The sequence below is a fragment of the Chryseobacterium daeguense DSM 19388 genome (assembly GCF_000430825.1).
Classification (GTDB): Bacteria; Bacteroidota; Bacteroidia; order Flavobacteriales; family Weeksellaceae; genus Chryseobacterium; species Chryseobacterium daeguense.
Window position 1 is genome coordinate 275,626 of record NZ_AUMT01000002.1, and the last position, 17,537, is coordinate 293,162.

At 38.0% G+C, this 17,537-nt stretch carries 10 protein-coding genes and 1 riboswitch; of the genes, 8 read left to right on the top strand and 2 right to left on the bottom strand.

All coding sequences use genetic code 11. The annotated features are described in order from the left end of the window. Positions 1-85: 85 nt before the first annotated feature. Positions 86-361, bottom strand: coding sequence for an alpha/beta fold hydrolase (locus H560_RS21055; protein ID WP_027378800.1), 276 nt, complete (start codon positions 359-361; stop codon positions 86-88). A gap of 100 nt (positions 362-461) precedes the next feature. Next, positions 462-638, bottom strand: coding sequence for a hypothetical protein (locus H560_RS22905; RefSeq protein WP_155844951.1), 177 nt, complete (start codon positions 636-638; stop codon positions 462-464). A 251-nt stretch (positions 639-889) separates the two neighbouring features. Here H560_RS22905 and H560_RS0103785 point away from each other — a divergent pair, with 251 nt between their 5' ends. The 8 genes from H560_RS0103785 to scpA all read left to right on the top strand — a co-directional run bounded on the left by H560_RS0103785 (position 890) and on the right by scpA (position 17,519). Next, positions 890-3,730 carry an alpha-amylase family glycosyl hydrolase gene (locus H560_RS0103785; RefSeq protein ID WP_027378801.1) on the top strand — a complete coding sequence of 947 codons (2,841 nt, stop codon included), beginning with the start codon at positions 890-892 and terminating at the stop codon, positions 3,728-3,730. Between the two features lie 192 nt (positions 3,731-3,922). Beyond that, positions 3,923-4,029, top strand: a riboswitch (SAM riboswitch). 93 nt (positions 4,030-4,122) lie between these two features. Continuing rightward, the gene (locus H560_RS0103790; protein ID WP_027378802.1) at positions 4,123-6,570 is read left to right on the top strand and encodes a TonB-dependent receptor plug domain-containing protein; all 2,448 of its coding nucleotides are present in this window, start codon (positions 4,123-4,125) and stop codon (positions 6,568-6,570) included. A gap of 4 nt (positions 6,571-6,574) precedes the next feature. Then, positions 6,575-7,873 carry an APC family permease gene (locus H560_RS0103795; protein ID WP_027378803.1) on the top strand — a complete coding sequence of 433 codons (1,299 nt, stop codon included), beginning with the start codon at positions 6,575-6,577 and terminating at the stop codon, positions 7,871-7,873. A 119-nt stretch (positions 7,874-7,992) separates the two neighbouring features. Next, entirely contained in the window at positions 7,993-9,078 is a 1,086-nt protein-coding gene (prfA, locus tag H560_RS0103800) for a peptide chain release factor 1 (RefSeq protein WP_027378804.1), read from the top strand. Between the two features lie 230 nt (positions 9,079-9,308). After that, positions 9,309-9,971, top strand: a complete 663-nt coding sequence (locus H560_RS0103805; protein ID WP_027378805.1) for a hypothetical protein — start codon at positions 9,309-9,311, stop codon at positions 9,969-9,971. Positions 9,972-10,045: 74 nt separating this feature from the next. After that, positions 10,046-12,154: a prolyl oligopeptidase family serine peptidase gene (locus H560_RS0103815; RefSeq protein WP_027378806.1), complete on the top strand. Its 2,109-nt coding sequence runs from the start codon at positions 10,046-10,048 to the stop codon at positions 12,152-12,154. A gap of 119 nt (positions 12,155-12,273) precedes the next feature. Continuing rightward, positions 12,274-15,225 carry a reprolysin-like metallopeptidase gene (locus tag H560_RS0103820; protein WP_027378807.1) on the top strand — a complete coding sequence of 984 codons (2,952 nt, stop codon included), beginning with the start codon at positions 12,274-12,276 and terminating at the stop codon, positions 15,223-15,225. A gap of 176 nt (positions 15,226-15,401) precedes the next feature. Continuing rightward, positions 15,402-17,519, top strand: coding sequence for a methylmalonyl-CoA mutase (gene scpA, locus H560_RS0103825; RefSeq protein ID WP_027378808.1), 2,118 nt, complete (start codon positions 15,402-15,404; stop codon positions 17,517-17,519). The last annotated feature ends 18 nt before the right edge of the window (positions 17,520-17,537 follow it).

A 17,537-nucleotide genomic window follows, 5' to 3' on the forward strand; every position in this document is an offset into this window, starting at 1 on the left:
TTTCCCTTGTTTAAAACTTTATTTTCCATTTTTTAAAATTATGTTGTTAATTATGAATTATGAATTATGAATTATGAATTATGAATTATTTAGAATATCCGTCTACCTCAATGATTGCTGCCGCAAATGATTCCGGGTCTTCCTGAGGAACATTATGGCCAATTCCTTTTAAAATTTTATGCGAATATTTTCCGGTAAATTGCCCCGCATAGGCTTTTCCATCTGCAAGGGTTCCGTCAAAATCACTGCTTATTGTAACAGTGGGAACTGTAATTATAGGTCTTGTTGAAAGCTTTTTTTCAAGATCATCATATTTTGATTCACCTTTAGCCAGAGACAGTCTCCAACGGTAATTATGCATCACAATGGCTACATGGTCAGCATTATTGAATGACTGAGCTGTCCGGTCATAGGTCTTTTTATCAAAATTCCAGAGCGGCGAAGCTGTTTTCCAGATGAGTTTATTGAAATCGTAGGTAGCCTACATTCAGGACACCGGCATTGATCTGTTTTAGGGTTCCCAGGGAAGATTCCGGCTGTTGAGCATTTAATCCTACGTTTAAAACAAAGACAAATATTGCGCTGATCAAATATTTTCTAAAGAAATATATTTTTGTAGGTAATGAGTTGTGATGCATAATTTTTTAGGTTTAAAATTGATGCCTCAAAAGTAGAAATGCTAATCAAACGAAACCATTATAAACAATATCAAACGGACAAAGTCAACCGTAAAACGGACAAAAAGAAGATTAAAGTAAAAGCGAGAAAATGTGTTAGTTAATGCATAGTATTTCAGAAGGTTAAAGTTTATCTTTTTTCAATTAAATATGAATAATTCCTAGAAAATGAATTATTTTCGTAAAGTACTAACTTAAAAAAAGAAATTTTTATGAAGAAATTTTATTCCGGTGTGCTGCTCTTTGCAATAGCTTTGGTTTTTGGCCAGATAAGCTATACAATCACACCAAATCCTTTCAATGAAACAGATGCAATTACCCTTACCGTACCGGGAAACCAGATTGATGAAGCGGCTTGGGGGGTCTCAAATAATGCAGTTTATATCTGGACATGGTCTTTGGACACCAATTGTCAGAATAGCCAGGATTGCCCTACCAATGGGAGCTGGAACAATTCGAATGAATTAAACAAATTAAATTATAATTCCACAACAGACACTTATTCCCTATCCTTTACGCCTACTGCTTTTTACGGCAGAACCGGGATCGGAAGATTTGGTTTTTTATTAAAAGATAAAACAGGTGCGCACCAGACTTCACCGGATATTTTTGTAAATGTGGGAGTCTTAAATCTTAACATGACCAATCCGGCTGCGAACAGCTTGACATCCGTTCCAACGGGAAATTCCATCAATATTACTGCTTCCACAAACGTCAACGCAACGTTCCAGTTAAAGGCAAACGGAGCAGTAGTGAATTCTACTTCCACGCCTTCGCAGTCTTATGCTTATAACTACACGGTAACTGGTGATGCCAATATGGAGCTGATCGCGACGGATGCCAACTCAAGTGTAAAAAATGCATCTTTCATTCTGCAGGTTCCGAGAACCGTTATTTCTGAAGCTATTCCGAACTGGATGAGGCAGGGAATCAATTATCATCCTACAGACAACACTAAGGTTGGGCTTGCTTTATATGCTCCATCTAAAGATTTCGTTCATGTGATTGGCAGTTTTAATAACTGGACGGTGAATGATACCTATTTAATGAAGAGAGATACTACAAATCCGGACCTGTACTGGATTGAATTGAGCGGATTAACTCCTCAGCAGTTATACACTTTTCAATACAGAACAAATGATCTGAGAAAAGTTGCAGATCCATATTCTCCGCAGATTTTGTCTTCTTATGATGACCAGTGGATTTCGGCGTCTACTTACCCGAATCTTCCTCCTTTTCCTGCCGGACAGGGCTTCGAGGTTTCTATGTTTAAAACAGGGCAAACTGCGTACAACTGGCAGGTAACCAATTTTCAGCGACCTTCAAAAGAGAATCTTGTTGTTTATGAATTGCTGTTAAGAGACTTTACTCAGGAGAAAAACTGGCAGTCTTTAATTAATAAAATTACGTATTTAAAAGGATTAAATATTAATGCTATCGAGCTTCTTCCGATCATGGAGTTTGAAGGAAATCTTTCCTGGGGATACAATACATCCTTTCATTATGCTTTAGATAAAGCTTATGGAACGCCGGAAAAATTTAAGGAGTTTGTAGATCTCTGCCACCAGAATGGTATTGCCGTGATTTTGGATATTGCATTCAACCATGCTACAGGGCGTTCTCCGCTGGCCAGACTTTGGAATATTGACCCGGATGGAGACGGTTACGGGAATATTGCAGCTAATAATCCTTATTTTAATCAGGTTCCTAAACATTCTTATAATGTCTTTAATGATTTTAACCATACAAGTCCTTCAACTAAATATTACGTTGAAAGATGTCTGCAGCAATGGCTGACAGAATATAAAATAGACGGGTTCCGTTGGGATCTTACGAAAGGCTTTACACAAAGCTGCTCTGAAAACGATGAAACCTGTACAAACGCTTACCAGCAGGACAGGGTTGATATTTTGAAATACTATGCAGACAAGCAATGGGCAATTGATCCAAATTCTTATATGATTTTTGAACATTTGGGCACAGATCAGGAAGAGCAGCAATGGGCCAACTACAAAATTGCAGAGGGAAAAGGTGTTATGCTTTGGAATAAGCAGACAGAGCCTTACAACCAGAATACAATGGGCTACAAGGAAAACAGCAGTTACGACAGGATGAATCACGCGCTTCATGGCTTCACAAATATGCATACTGTAGGTTATGGCGAAAGTCATGATGAAGAAAGGCTAATGTATAAAAACCTTGAATATGGAGCAATCAATGGTTCTTACAGCGTTAAAAACCTGAACACAGCTCTTGAAAGAATGAAAACGTTCGGGGCAACATTCTTCACGATTCCTGGCCCGAAAATGATCTGGCAGTTTGGGGAGTTAGGTTATGAATTCAGTATCAACAGATGTCCGGACGGTTCCATCAACAGTGGCTGCAGAACAGATGAGAAGCCTGTAGCATTTACTTTAGGATATGATACAAATGCGAACAGAAAAGCAGTTTATGACACCTGGGCAAAGATTATCAACATCAGAAACACTTATCCGGTTTTCAAATCCAAAACATACAGTGTTGAATCTAATAACCTTGCAAATGATCCAAACGGGTTGATTACGAGAATTTACGTTTATGATAATTTACTGACCAACGGAATGAAAAATGTAGTAGTTCTTGCCAACTACACGACTGCATCACAGGATGTAGTGCCATATTTCCCGTATGTTGGGCAATGGCAGAATTTAATGGATAATTCTGTGTCAAATATTACATCTACAACGGCTCCAATTACTCTTCAGCCCGGAGAATTCAGGATTTTCGGGAATTATGTGGGGAATTTATCTACAATCGATGAAAACGCAGCAAACAGATTATCCCTTCAGATTGCAGATAACCCAGTAAAAAAAGGTTTAGCAAAATTGATTTATCATAAAGCTAAAAACGGAGCCGTCACCATCTTCGATATGAGCGGTAAAAAAATAGATTCGTTTAAATTAAAAAATGAAGACGGAACTTATGAATTAAAAGCAAATTATCCAGCAGGAACATATTTGGTTCATTTGAATTCAGATACAGGAATTGCAATTCAGAAAATGATCATTAAATAACGATCCACTGCTCAAATTCCCTTCCTCTGGAGGGGTGGCGAAAATTCAGAGAATTTTTGACGGGGTGGCTTAAAAACTCAAAGTAATTTGACAATATTCAACAAGAGAGGCAGAATAGCCTCTCTTTTTTATTTCCTTATATACAATTCATAATTTTTTGTAAAATAAAAATATTAGTCTACCTTTGCAGTAGATTTATCAAGAAAGGTGGAGGGATTTGGCCCTGTGAAACCTTAGCAACCGACACATTTCCAGTGTGTAAAGGTGCTAATTCCAACCCGGATGGGGGAAGATAAAGGCAAAAATTCTCAATTTTTATCCATTTCTTGAATAATCTTTGCAAACGGATTGTGTCCGTTGGGGTTTATTATTAATTTTGCAAAAAACAAAAGATGAAAAAACTAAGCATTTCTATAACATTGCTTGGAGCGGTTTTCATATCAGCTCAGGAAAAGGAAAAAGAAACTCAAATTGAAGATGTAGTCATTGTCGGAAACCGAAATGTAAAAAGAACAAAAGTGGAAACTCCGGTTCCCGTAGATATTATCAGCATCGAAAAAATTCAAAAATCTTCACCTCAAATTACCGTTCAGGAGTTACTGAACTACGTTATACCTTCCTTTAATTCCGTAAAACAGACGTCTTCAGACGGTACCGAACATATTGATCCTGTTTCGTTAAGAGGGATGGGTCCGGATCAGGTACTAGTTTTAGTGAACGGAAAAAGAAGACATACAACCTCTTTGGTTAATTATCAAAATACAGTCGGGAACGGCTCTGTAGGAACAGATTTAGGAACAATTCCTGTAATTGCGATCGACAGGATAGAAGTTCTAAGGGATGGCGCTGCTGCACAATACGGTTCTGATGCCATTGCAGGAGTTATCAATATTATTTTAAAGAAAAATGTAGGAGGTACCGCAAGCCTTAATTACGGTATTTCAGGAAGAAATGACGGCGAAACTTACCAGGCAGGAGCAAATTACGGAACATCATTAGGAAAAAAAGACGGATATATTAATCTTTCTTTACAATTAAGCCATAAAGGAAAAACGACAAGAACGCAGAATCATAATCTTGATATTTTCGGAGATAATTTTGCTTATGACTTTGCAGATAATCCTGATGCTGCAAGGGCTTCAGACGATGAAATTATTAAGCAGAGAGGCTTAAGCCGTGATGATTTTAATTTCCAGATTGGCGATGCGCAGATAAGACAGGCCCAATTGTTTGTTAATACCGAATACCCGGTTAATGATCAGTTTAAAATCTATTCTTTTGGAGGTTTTAGCATAAAAGAAGGGCAGGGTTTTGGTTTCAGAAGGCTTCCGAGTGAAACTTCCAATAATGTGTATTCTATCTATCCAAACGGTTTTCAGCCCACTTTAGGTTCGAAAATCTATGATATTTCTTATGCAGTAGGCGCAAAATACAATACCAACAATTGGTTTTTTGATCTAAGCAATACTTTCGGGAGCAATACTTTTAATTACGATGTCAGCAATACGGTCAATGCTTCTCTTGGGGCAAAATCACCAACAAGCTTCAAGGCTGGATCGCACAGCTTCCTTCAGAATACGATAAATCTTGATGTTTCGAAGAATATAAATAATTTCAATATTGCTTTCGGGGGAGAATTCAGATTTGAGCAGTATGACATCAAAGCAGGTGAGGAAGCTTCTTATGCGAGATATGATATTAATGGAAATATAGCTGTTCCAGGATCCACAGTTCCGGTTGTAGGAGCGGGAGGTTCACAGTCCTTTATTGGATTTTCACCGGATAATGCTTTGTCGAAGTCCAGGCATTCTACAGCAGTTTATGCAGATGTTTCTTATGATTTAGATAAAAAATTAAATATAGATTTAGCCGGAAGATTTGAAAATTATTCAGATTTCGGAAGCACTTTAAATGGAAAATTAGCTGTAAGATATGAATTTGTGAAAAATTATGCGATTCGTGCTGCGGTGGGAACAGGTTTCAGAGCTCCTTCACTCCAGCAGCAGTATTTTAATAATTCTTATGCGGATATTTCGACAACTGGAAATGAGATTGTAAAAAAAGGAATATTTACAAATTATAGTAAAGCTGCAGAAGTTTTAGGTTTTGATAAGCTTAAACAGGAAACTTCTGTTAATGGAAGTGTCGGATTCACCCTAAAACCTGCCCGTGGGTTATTTATAACATTGGATGGTTACTGGATTGGAGTCAAAGACAGAATCGTAATCACAAGCAATATCACAGATTCAAGATTGCAGGATCCTAATATTGTGGGTGCGGGAAATGAGGTCGAAAGTGCAAGGTTTTTCGCCAATGCCATCGACACGGAAACAAAAGGTGTAGACTTGGTCGTTTCTTATGACTGGAAAGTAGGTGGTGGAAATTTAAACATCAATCTTGCAGGAAATTACACCGAAACAAAAATCAAAGATTTCCATTTTCCTGCCAATCTGCAAACTCCGCAAAACGAATTCTTCGGGCCGGATCAGATCAATATCATAGAAACGTTATCCCCAAAAACAAAGGCTACTTTAGGTCTTAATTATGGAATCGGAAGATTCAATTTCCTTGTGAGGAATACCTATTTCGGAAAGGTGATAAGAGACGGTTATCCGTTTGGAGGTGTTCAGGAATTTGCACCTAAAGTGGTGACAGATGTAAGTGTAGGCTACAATTTCACCAAAACCATTAACCTTACCGTAGGTGCCAATAATGTTTTTGATGTCTTCCCGGATCTTCAGATATATGAAAATTCATATTTTGGTGTTTTCAAATACGCTCCGGTTCAGATGGGAACATTGGGAAATTACTTCTTCGGAAGGCTTAATTTTACATTTTAATTAAATGGAAAACACGTCACATCAAATCGGCTGGAAAACCGCAGTAGCCATTGTCGTTTCGAATATGATCGGCACTGGGATTTTTACGACGCTGGGCTTCCAGCTGGCTGATATTACGAATAGCTACAGCATCCTTGCTCTTTGGATTATCGGCGGAGTTCTTGCCCTGTTCGGAGCATTTTGCTATGCCGAGCTGGGTTCTCATTTCAAAGGAAACGGTGGTGATTTTATTTATCTTAAAGAAACGTATCATCCGGTTTTAGGATATCTTGTCAGCTGGATTTCACTAATTATCGGGTTTTCTTCACCGGTGGCTCTGGCGGCTCTGGCGATGTCGAAATACCTTTCTGTATTTGATTTTTCTTTTGGGAACGGCTTTGCAATAGGAATGATTTTTCTTGTTGCTATTTTTTTATCTTTTAGTTTAAAGGCTTCCAGCAGGTTTCATAACTTCTTTACTTTTATTAAGATCGCGTTTATAATTGTTTTGATTTTTCTTGGGGTATGGCTTTCTGAGCCTGAGGTAGGAAACAGCCTGCAGTTTGATGCTTCGTGGAAGGATGAGATCATGCTTCCTGCTTTTGCAACATCTTTGGTTTTTGTAACATATTCCTATACAGGTTGGAATTCAGCGTCTTATATTGCAGGGGAAATTAAAGATGTTCAGAAAAATCTTCCGAAATCTCTTATTATAGGAACAGTTTTCGTAACGGTCTGTTATCTTCTGGTAAATTTTACTATGCTCAAGCATGCTCCGGTAGCGCAATTGGCAGGTAAGGAAGATGTGATGGGGGAGGCTGCAAACAATATGCTGGGACATACGTTCGGAAAAGTGGTGAATGTATTTATTGCTTTACAGCTTGTAGCTACAATCAGCGGTTATTTATGGGTAGGTTCCAGGCTTACGCAGGCTTTTGCTAAAGAAAACCGCCTGTGGAAATCTTTATCTGTGAATAATAAAAGGGGAATCCCGGTGCGGGCTATTTTTGCGCATGCCGTGATTGCCACATTAATAATTTTGACGGGGAGCTTCAAAGAAATTTTTGTGTATACGGCCTTTATTCTTCAGCTGTTTGCCAGTCTGGCGATTTCCACGGCCTATTTTATTGAAAAAGATCAGCGGAAAATATTTAAGTCGAATCTATTCTATATTTTTCCGACAGTTTTCCTGTTGTTCAGTGTTTACATCTTATATTTTACGTTAATTCATAATCCGAAGGAAAGCATTATCGGATTGGGAATTGTAGCCGTAGGAGTGGTTTTATATTGGATTGATAAAAAGCTTTCTAAGGCTGATTCTTAATTTAAATATAACTTTTTTAAGCTATCAAAATTATAAGCTTACCTAAAGAATAATGTAATCAAATGGTTATTGAGTTTTGAATTAATAATCCGTATCTTTGCACCCACAAAATTTTCATAATGTCTAAATCATTAATTCCAAAATTAGAAGCGATAAAACAGAGATATAATGAGGTGGCAGACCTTATTATACAGCCTGATGTCATTTCAGACCAAAAAAGATATTCTTCTTTAAACAAAGAATACAGCGATTTGGGGAAAATTGTAAAAGTTTACGATCAATATAAAGGTGCTTTGGATACCATTGAAGAATCAGACGAAATTATTGCGGATGGTTCTGACAAGGAGTTTGTAGAACTGGCAAAAATAGAGAAAAACGAAGCATTAGAAAAAATTCCGGGATTGGAAGAAGAATTAAAAGTATTATTAATTCCTAAAGATCCTGCGGATGATAAAAACGTAATCGTGGAGCTTCGTGCCGGAACCGGTGGAGATGAAGCAGCTATTTTCGTGGAAGATATTTACAGAATGTATTCCATGTATTTCAAAACGAAAGGATGGAGACATGAGATTACGGATTCTAATGAAGCGGCAAAAGGCTACAAAGAATTAATCATGAAGGTAGAAGGTGAAGGCGTTTACGGAATCATGAAATTCGAGTCCGGGGTTCACCGTGTACAGCGTGTTCCGGAGACAGAATCTCAGGGCAGGGTTCACACTTCTGCAATTACTGTGGCTGTTCTTCCTGAAGCTGAAGAAGTAGATGTGGAAATCAACCCGGCGGATATTGAAATGCAGACTTCACGTTCAGGTGGAGCCGGTGGTCAGAACGTAAACAAGGTAGAAACAAAAGTACAGCTTACGCACAAGCCTTCCGGATTGGTGGTAGTTTGTCAGCAGGCACGTTCCCAGCTGGCTAACCGTGAACTGGCCATGGAAATGCTTCGTGCTAAATTATATGATATCAAATTGCAGGAAGTGCAGGGAGATATTGCAGCTCAAAGAAAAACGATGGTTTCTACAGGTGACCGTTCTGCAAAGATCAAAACGTACAATTATCCTCAGGGAAGAGTTACGGATCACAGAATCAATAAGTCGATGTACAATCTTGATGCCTACATGAATGGAGATATTTCTGAAATGATTGATGCAGTAATCATGGCAGAAAATGCAGAAAAGATGAAAGGTGAAGAAGAAAACTTATAAAAATAAAAATCAATTAAAGTCTCCGGTTTTCCGGGGACTTTTTTTTAGTCGTAAATATTGATTTTGGATGTTTTTATTTAAAAAAATCAGATAAACGCGCTGTTTAAATTTAAAATTTTATTCAAAATGATGTTATTGTGGTATTTTTTTACACAAATAATAAATATATTTGCACGCGCTCTTGGGTTTTCGGGAGCTTTTTTTATACACTAAATTTAAAAAATATACTAATGAGGACCTTTAATGCTTTAATTGTATTGATGCTTATTTTTTGCTTTCACAATCTGAAATCACAAAATATCCAGACACCTGAAAATGTGTTTAATCTTTATTTTAATTCTTTTGTTAAATATGATGATGATTCACTAAAGGAACTTAACAGCTATCTCATTAATTTCCTGGGAAAAGACAATACCCACAAGATGAATCTCAGGGATTCTTCAGACGAAAGAGTAGATTATTTTACCAATATTTTTCTTTCCAATCTTTCTGCCGATATGGCCGCTGCCTGTAAGGTAGAAGCAAAAAACTATTTCACTGTTTTAGTTAATAATTTTAAAGAAGCGAAATACACCATCAAAAGCATAGAAAAACATTCAGATGAAAAGCTGAAGGATCAGGAGTTTTCTGAAGTAGTCTTCGAGGCACGCTTTAAAGTTCCCAGCGCTTCTGATAAAAATATGGGTGATCTTAAAAAAATTGGCCCGGGTGAGATGAGAAAATACCTCATAGATCTTACCAATCATCTTAAAAACGCGGATAAAGTGGTTTCTTCAGAACAAAAGTTTAATTTATATCAAATGAAGGATGACCGTGGAACATTCTACTGGAATGGCGGGCCGCAGGAGCTTGCCTGGAAGCTTAATGAATTTTATTTTAAAAATATCAATTAATAAAGAGGAGCTGTATTTTGTACAGCTTTTTTTATTAAAGCAGATTGCTTATTTTTGAGAAAATCGAATTTGATATGAAACTGAAACCTTTCTTATTGACCGCCGGAGTTTTGTTTTCGGCAACATTTTATTCACAAAAAATGACGTATCCAAAAGCAATAAAAGGAAGCCAGACAGATACTTACTTCGGAACTGCTGTGGCAGACCCTTTCAGAGATCTTGAAAATGATTCTGAAGCAACCAGAAAATGGGTAGACGAAGAAGTGGCACACAGCCAGAGCTATCTTTCTAAAATACCGTTCAGAGATCAAATTAAAAAACAACTGACAGATATCTGGAACTACGAAAAAATTTCGGCACCTTTCAAAGAAGGAGATTATACTTATTTTACAAAAAATGACGGCCTTCAGGCACAGGCTGTTTATTACAGGACAAACAATAAAACCAAAACCACAGAAGTTTTCCTGGATCCGAATAAATTTTCCGAAAAAGGAACAACTTCTCTTTCGCAGCTTTCATTCAACAAGAAAGGAAATCTTGCCGCTTATTCCATTTCAGAAGGCGGAAGCGACTGGAACAAGATCATTATCATTGATGCAATCACAAAAAAACAGATTGATGAAACTTTAGTGGATGTAAAATTCAGCGGAATTTCCTGGCAGGGTGATGAAGGATTCTACTATTCAAGCTATGACAAGCCGAAAGAAGGCACCGTACTTTCCGGAATGACAGACAGGCATAAGGTGTACTTTCATAAATTAGGGACGAAGCAAGCTGAAGATAAATTGATTTTCGGAGGAGATCAGACTCCAAGAAGATACCTGGGAGCCGGTGTTTCAGAAGATCAGCGATATCTTATTATTTCCGCGGCCAATGCTACCAGTGGAAACGAATTGTATATTAAAGATTTAAAAAACGGGGGAGATTTCATCCAGATCAACAAAGGTTTCGATATTAATGCAAATATTGTAGATACACAGGGCGATGATATTTTTATTTATACGGATAAAGATGCCCCAAATGGACGATTAGTTAAGACCTCAATCAAAAATCCTGCCCCTGAAACATGGAAAGATGTAATTCCACAGACCGAAAATGTATTGGGAATTAACACAGGCGGCGGCTACTTCTTCGCAACTTATATGATCGATGCTATTGATCAGGTAAAACAATATGATAGAAGCGGAAAGCTGATCAGGGAAATAAATCTTCCAGGAAAAGGAAATCTTTCAGGTTTGGGAGGAAAGGAAAAAGAAAAGGAGCTTTATTATTCTTTTACCAATTATACTACCCCCGGAACGATTTATAAATTTAACGCAGATACCGGAAAATCAGAAGTATATCAGAAACCGAATGTGAAATTTAACCCTGATAATTACGTGTCTGAGCAGGTTTTCTATACCTCAAAAGACGGGACGAAAATCCCAATGATGATCAATTATAAAAAAGGAACAAAGCTGGATGGTAAAAATCCAGCGATTTTATATTCCTACGGAGGGTTTAATATCAGTTTACAGCCTGCTTTTTCAGTTGTAAATGCTATTTGGATGGAAAATGGAGGGATTTATGCAGTTCCTAACATCCGTGGCGGAGGAGAATATGGCAAAAAATGGCATGATGCGGGAACCAAGCAGCAGAAGAAAAATGTTTTCGAAGATTTCATTGCTGCAGGAGAATATTTGCAAAGTAAAGGCTATACTTCAAAAGAATATATGGCGCTTTCAGGAAGATCAAACGGAGGATTGCTTGTAGGTGCTACCATGACCATGCGTCCTGATTTAGCAAGAGTAGCCTTTCCGGGAGTTGGTGTTTTGGATATGCTGAGGTACAATAAATTTACAGCAGGAGCAGGATGGTCTTATGATTACGGTACAGCAGAAGACAGCAAAGAAATGTTTGAGTATTTAAAATCTTATTCTCCGGTTCATAATGTGAAGGCGGGAGTTTGCTATCCTTCAACAATGATTATTACAAGTGATCATGACGACAGGGTAGTTCCTGCGCATTCTTTTAAATTCGGTGCAGAATTGCAGGAAAAACAGGCTTGCAGCAACCCGATTTTATTAAGAATCGAAAAAAACGCAGGTCATGGAGCCGGAAGATCTACAGAGCAGGTGATCAGTGAGAATGCAGATTTGATTTCTTTTGCTCTTTTTGAAATGGGGGTTAAAAAAATAAAATAATAAAAATTATAAAATAAGCGGTTGTTTTTTCAATAAACAGCCGTTTGTTTTTTGTTTTCTGCTAAGAATTTATAAATTTGTTAAATATAATTTTTTAAAAATAAAAAGATTAATTTTTTATGAAAAAAAGAGTTTTACTCATTTGTGCATTAGCGGGTCTTGGTACCAGTGTTTATGCACAGCGATGGGAGCAGGTTTCCCAAAAGACTTCCGAAATCAGGAAAGAAGTAGAGGTGAAGTTTGCTTATAAAGTAGATTTAGCCAATCTGAGAAATATGCTGAGAGATGCAGTTGAAACAGGTCCTAATGCAAAGGCGGTGATTGTTTCCCTGCCAACAGTAGAAGGCAAAATAGAAAAATTTGCGGTTTACAGTAACCCGGTAATGGAAAAATCTTTAGCAGATCAGTACCAGCTTGGTTCTTATGTAGGTGTAGGTGTGGAAGATCCTTCAAAATACATAAGATTCAGTACATCTCCTACTGAAATCCAGTCCATGATTATTAAAGATGGGGTATTTCAGTTCTTAGAGCCTATCAGCTCTGATAAGAAAACGTATGGGGTATTCTTTAAAACTAAAAGAACAAAAGATGAAGCTGGTTTTGAATGTGGTACGGAAGAAAAAAATATTAAAGACATTAAGGCTTTAAAAGAAAACGGGAAAAAAAAGCTTTCTAACGTAGGGATTACAAGCAGACCTTCAAGTACAAAATACAGAACGTACAGGCTGGCATTATCCACAACGGGAGAATATACTTCATTGTTCGGAGGTGTTGCAGGAGCTCTGACACAGATGAATAATACTATGACCCGTGTTAATGGTGTTTTTGAGAAAGATTTTGGTATCCATTTAAATATTCAGAACTACCCGGGAATCATCTTTCCAGATTCAGCGACTGACCCTTACACAAATAATTTAAATTTACAATTACAGCAGACCCTGACTTCACAAGTAGGAAATGCAAATTATGATATCGGGCACGTATTCAATGCTGACGGTGGAGACGGTAATGCGGGATGTATCGGCTGTATTTGTACTAATCCGGCAACAAGTACTACATTAGCAAAAGGTTCAGGATATACTCAGAATACTACTCCTCAGGGAGATACATTTGATATTGATTATGTAGCTCACGAAATGGGGCATCAGCTGGGAGGAAACCACACGTATTCAAACCTTTCAGAAGGTTCCGGAGTAAATGTAGAGCCGGGTGGTGGTACTACTATCATGGGGTATGCAGGTATTACAGGTGACAATGTTCAGATGAATTCTGATGCGTATTTCCATTATTCTTCCGTTGATCAGATACTTACAAACTTAGAATCAAAACCTACATGTGGAGTATCAACGGATATTACTACTAATACGCCTCCGGTAATCGCTCCGCTTACTGCATATAATGTTCCTAAAGGGACAGCTTATTATCTGGAAACAACTGCAACGGATGCTCAAAATGACCCTTTGAAGTATACATGGGAGCAGTATGACAGTGTAGATGACTTCGGATCTATCTCAGGAGACAGCGGTTGGGGATACAATCCTCAGGGAGCCCTTACAAGATCATATTTTGGAACTACAAGCGGAAGAAGATATTTCCCTAGCTTACTTCAGGTAATGAACGGACAGCTAACGAATAAAACAAACTGGGAAACTGTTTCTTATATTCCTAGAGCATTAAACTATGCTGTTACTGTAAGAGATGAAAATGCGGTAAGACCAATGCTTTCTTCTTCAGAAACTACAGTAACTGTTGGAAATGACGGGCCATTTAAATTTAACGGTCTTACAACTTCTTCAGTTTTATATAACAATGCTTCCAATACCATTTATTGGGAAGTTGCCAATACGACGGCTGCACCTTATAATGTAGCAAACGTAAAAATAGATTATACTACTAATAATGGAACTACATGGACAGACCTGGTAGCTTCTACGCCAAATACAGGAAGCTACACCGCACAAATGCCATCAGGCTTATCGGGTGCAGTTAAGTTGAGAGTTTCAGCAATTGGAAATGTATTCTATGCGGTATCTCCGGCAATAAACGTTGGAGCTGCACCAACTTCTACAACGAATGCTCCTACAGGTGTTTCTACAATAGATACAGAAGTTTTCAGAACGACAGCAAGAGTTTCTTGGAATGCTGTTCCGGGTGCTACATACGCTATTAATTACAGAAAAGCAGGTGTTACAACCTGGACGGCTACTACAAGTACTGTAAACTCTGTAGTCTTGAATTCGCTTGAAGATGAAACAAACTACGAAGTACAGGTAGCTGCTGTTGTAAACACAGTGCCGGGAAGTTATTCTTCTAATTATACATTTAAAACTAAAGCATTAAAAACAGGAGTTGATTATTGTATTTTAAATACAGGTTACCCGTATGTAGGAAATATCGGAAGAGTGCAGGTTGCAAATGTTGATTATACAGATGCTTCTTTAAGATCTTATAAGGATCGTAGTGAAGTTCCTGCTAATTTCATCAACCTTGTAAAAGGAACATCATACCCTATAAGTGTCTTCGGAGTTTATACTCAGAATGCGCCGATGACCTATAATGTATGGATTGATTATAACAGAAACGGTGCTTTTGAAGCTTCTGAAAAAGTATATACAAGTGCTGCTGTCTTACCGAATTCCAATGGTGTAGGTTTAGCTTCAGGTAACTTCACTGTTCCTGCTACAGCTTATTCAGGGGATAAAACAACGAGAATGAGAATAGCAAGTAACTTTAATGCTGCTCTTACAAGTGCATGCGGAAATATTCCAAGTGGAGCAGGTTCTGTAATGGACTTTACCGTTAGAATTACAGATACAGCGCTTGCTGTGGATGAAACGGCAGACACAAAATCAGGAATTGAAATTTATCCGAATCCTGCTGATACTTTTGTTGGAGTTAGAAATCTGAAAGGTAAGGCTGATTATAAAATTTTCAGTGCTGAAGGAAGATTAGTACAGAGTGGTAAGCTTGACGATCAGATTATCAATGTGACTGGTTTAGTAAAAGGAATGTATATCATCACAATAAAAGATGAAACAAAAACATACACTACTAAATTGATTAAGAAATAATAGTTAATTACAAATAAAAAAGGCTCCGGTTATAATTTTAACCGGAGCTTTTATTTTTAATTCCGGGCAGATCTTGCTATATTTTAAATAATTATAATGCTGATAATCATAAAATTAATGTAAAATAAATATTATCTCAAAAATCCGTATTTTTAGCCATCAATAAATCTGATCATATGAGAAGGGAAGTTCAAAATAAAACTCCTCAATTTACTATAACCGAAAAAAACACGGAAATCTATCCCTTTGAAAAGGATGGATTGCAGCTGAAATCTTCTTACAAACCGGAAGATATTAAAAATCAGGAACTCACACAGACAACGCCGGGAATCGAACCTTATTTGAGAGGCCCGTATTCCACCATGTATGTTCAAAAACCGTGGACGATTCGTCAGTATGCGGGTTTTTCTACGGCAGAGGAATCCAATGCCTTTTACAGAAGAAATTTGGCGGCAGGACAAAAAGGACTTTCTGTGGCATTTGATTTAGCAACTCACAGAGGCTATGACTCAGATCATGCGAGAGTGGTAGGTGATGTAGGAAAAGCCGGAGTAGCCATTGATTCCGTAGAAGATATGAAGATTTTATTCAATGAAATTCCATTAGATCAGATTTCAGTTTCCATGACAATGAATGGCGCCGTTCTTCCGGTCTTATCTTTTTATATTGTCGCGGCAGAGGAGCAGGGAGTTTCTCAGGAATTGCTTTCAGGAACTATTCAGAATGATATTTTGAAAGAATTCATGGTGAGAAATACATACATTTACCCACCTGCGCCATCCATGAAAATCATTGCAGATATTTTCGAATATACGTCTAAAAATATCCCGAAATTTAATTCAATTTCAATTTCAGGCTATCACATGCAGGAAGCCGGTGCAACACCGGTTCTCGAAATGGCATACACGCTTGCAGATGGGCTGGAATATGTGAGAACAGGAATAAAAGCAGGAATGAACGTCGATGATTTCGCACCAAGATTATCCTTTTTCTGGGCAATCGGGATGAATCACTTCATGGAAGTTGCAAAAATGCGTGCCGCAAGATATATTTGGGCCACTCTTTTAAAGCAATTTAACCCGCAAAATCCAAAATCTTTAGCATTAAGAACCCATTCTCAGACGTCAGGATGGTCTTTAACAGAGCAGGAACCGTTTAACAATATTACCAGGACGGCCATTGAAGCGCTGTCTTCAGCGTTAGGAGGAACTCAGTCTCTTCACACCAATGCTTTGGACGAAGCTATTGCGCTTCCAACGGATTATTCAGCGAAAATTGCAAGAAATACTCAGATTATCCTTCAGCAGGAAAGCGGAATCTGCGATGTGGTGGATCCGATGGGCGGAAGCAATTTGGTTGAAAGTCTCACTCAGCAGATGATCGAAGAAGCAATGAAATACATTGATGAGGTTGAGCAGGAAGGCGGAATGACAAAGGCTATCGAAGCCGGAATTCCAAAGATGAGAATTGAAGAAGCAGCAGCAAAAAAACAGGCGAAAATTGATAGCGGAGAAGAGTTTATTATCGGGGTTAATTCTTTCAGGTCTGCATTAAAGCAGGATCAGATTGATATTTTGGATATAGACAATACGGAGGTTCGAAGAAAACAGATCGAAAGATTAAATTCAATAAAATCAAACAGAAATTCTGAAGCAGTAGAACAGATTCTAAATGAAATCCGTGAAAGTGCAAAAACAGGAACCGGAAATCTTCTGGCATTATGCATTGAAGCAGCACGCAGACGAGTGACGCTGGGTGAGATGAGCGATGCAATGGAAGAAAGTTTCGGAAGATATAAAGCTAATATTAAAACAATTTCCGGTGTATATGCCATGAATGCAGGTAAAAATGAATACTTTGAAAAAGCGCTTCATCTTACTCAGAAATTTGAAGAGGAAGAAGGGCGCCGGCCAAGATTGATGGTTGCAAAAATGGGTCAGGACGGACACGACAGAGGGGCAAAAGTAGTGGCAACAGCATTTGCAGATATGGGATTTGACGTCGACGTGGCGCCTTTATTCCAGACGCCGGAAGAGGTGGCAAAACAGGCGGTTGAAAATGACATCCATATTTTAGGTGTTTCATCTTTGGCGGCAGGTCACAAAACACTGGTTCCGCAAGTAGTAGAAGAACTGAAAAAGCTTGGTGCAGACGATATCACCATCGTTGTAGGAGGAGTAATTCCTCAGCAGGATTATGAGTTTTTATATGCTAACGGAGCAGACTTTATTTTCGGTCCCGGAACGAACCTTCCGAAGTGTGCTGTAGATATTTTAGAGAAATTTTTAAATTAAATTAATTTCAATAAATAA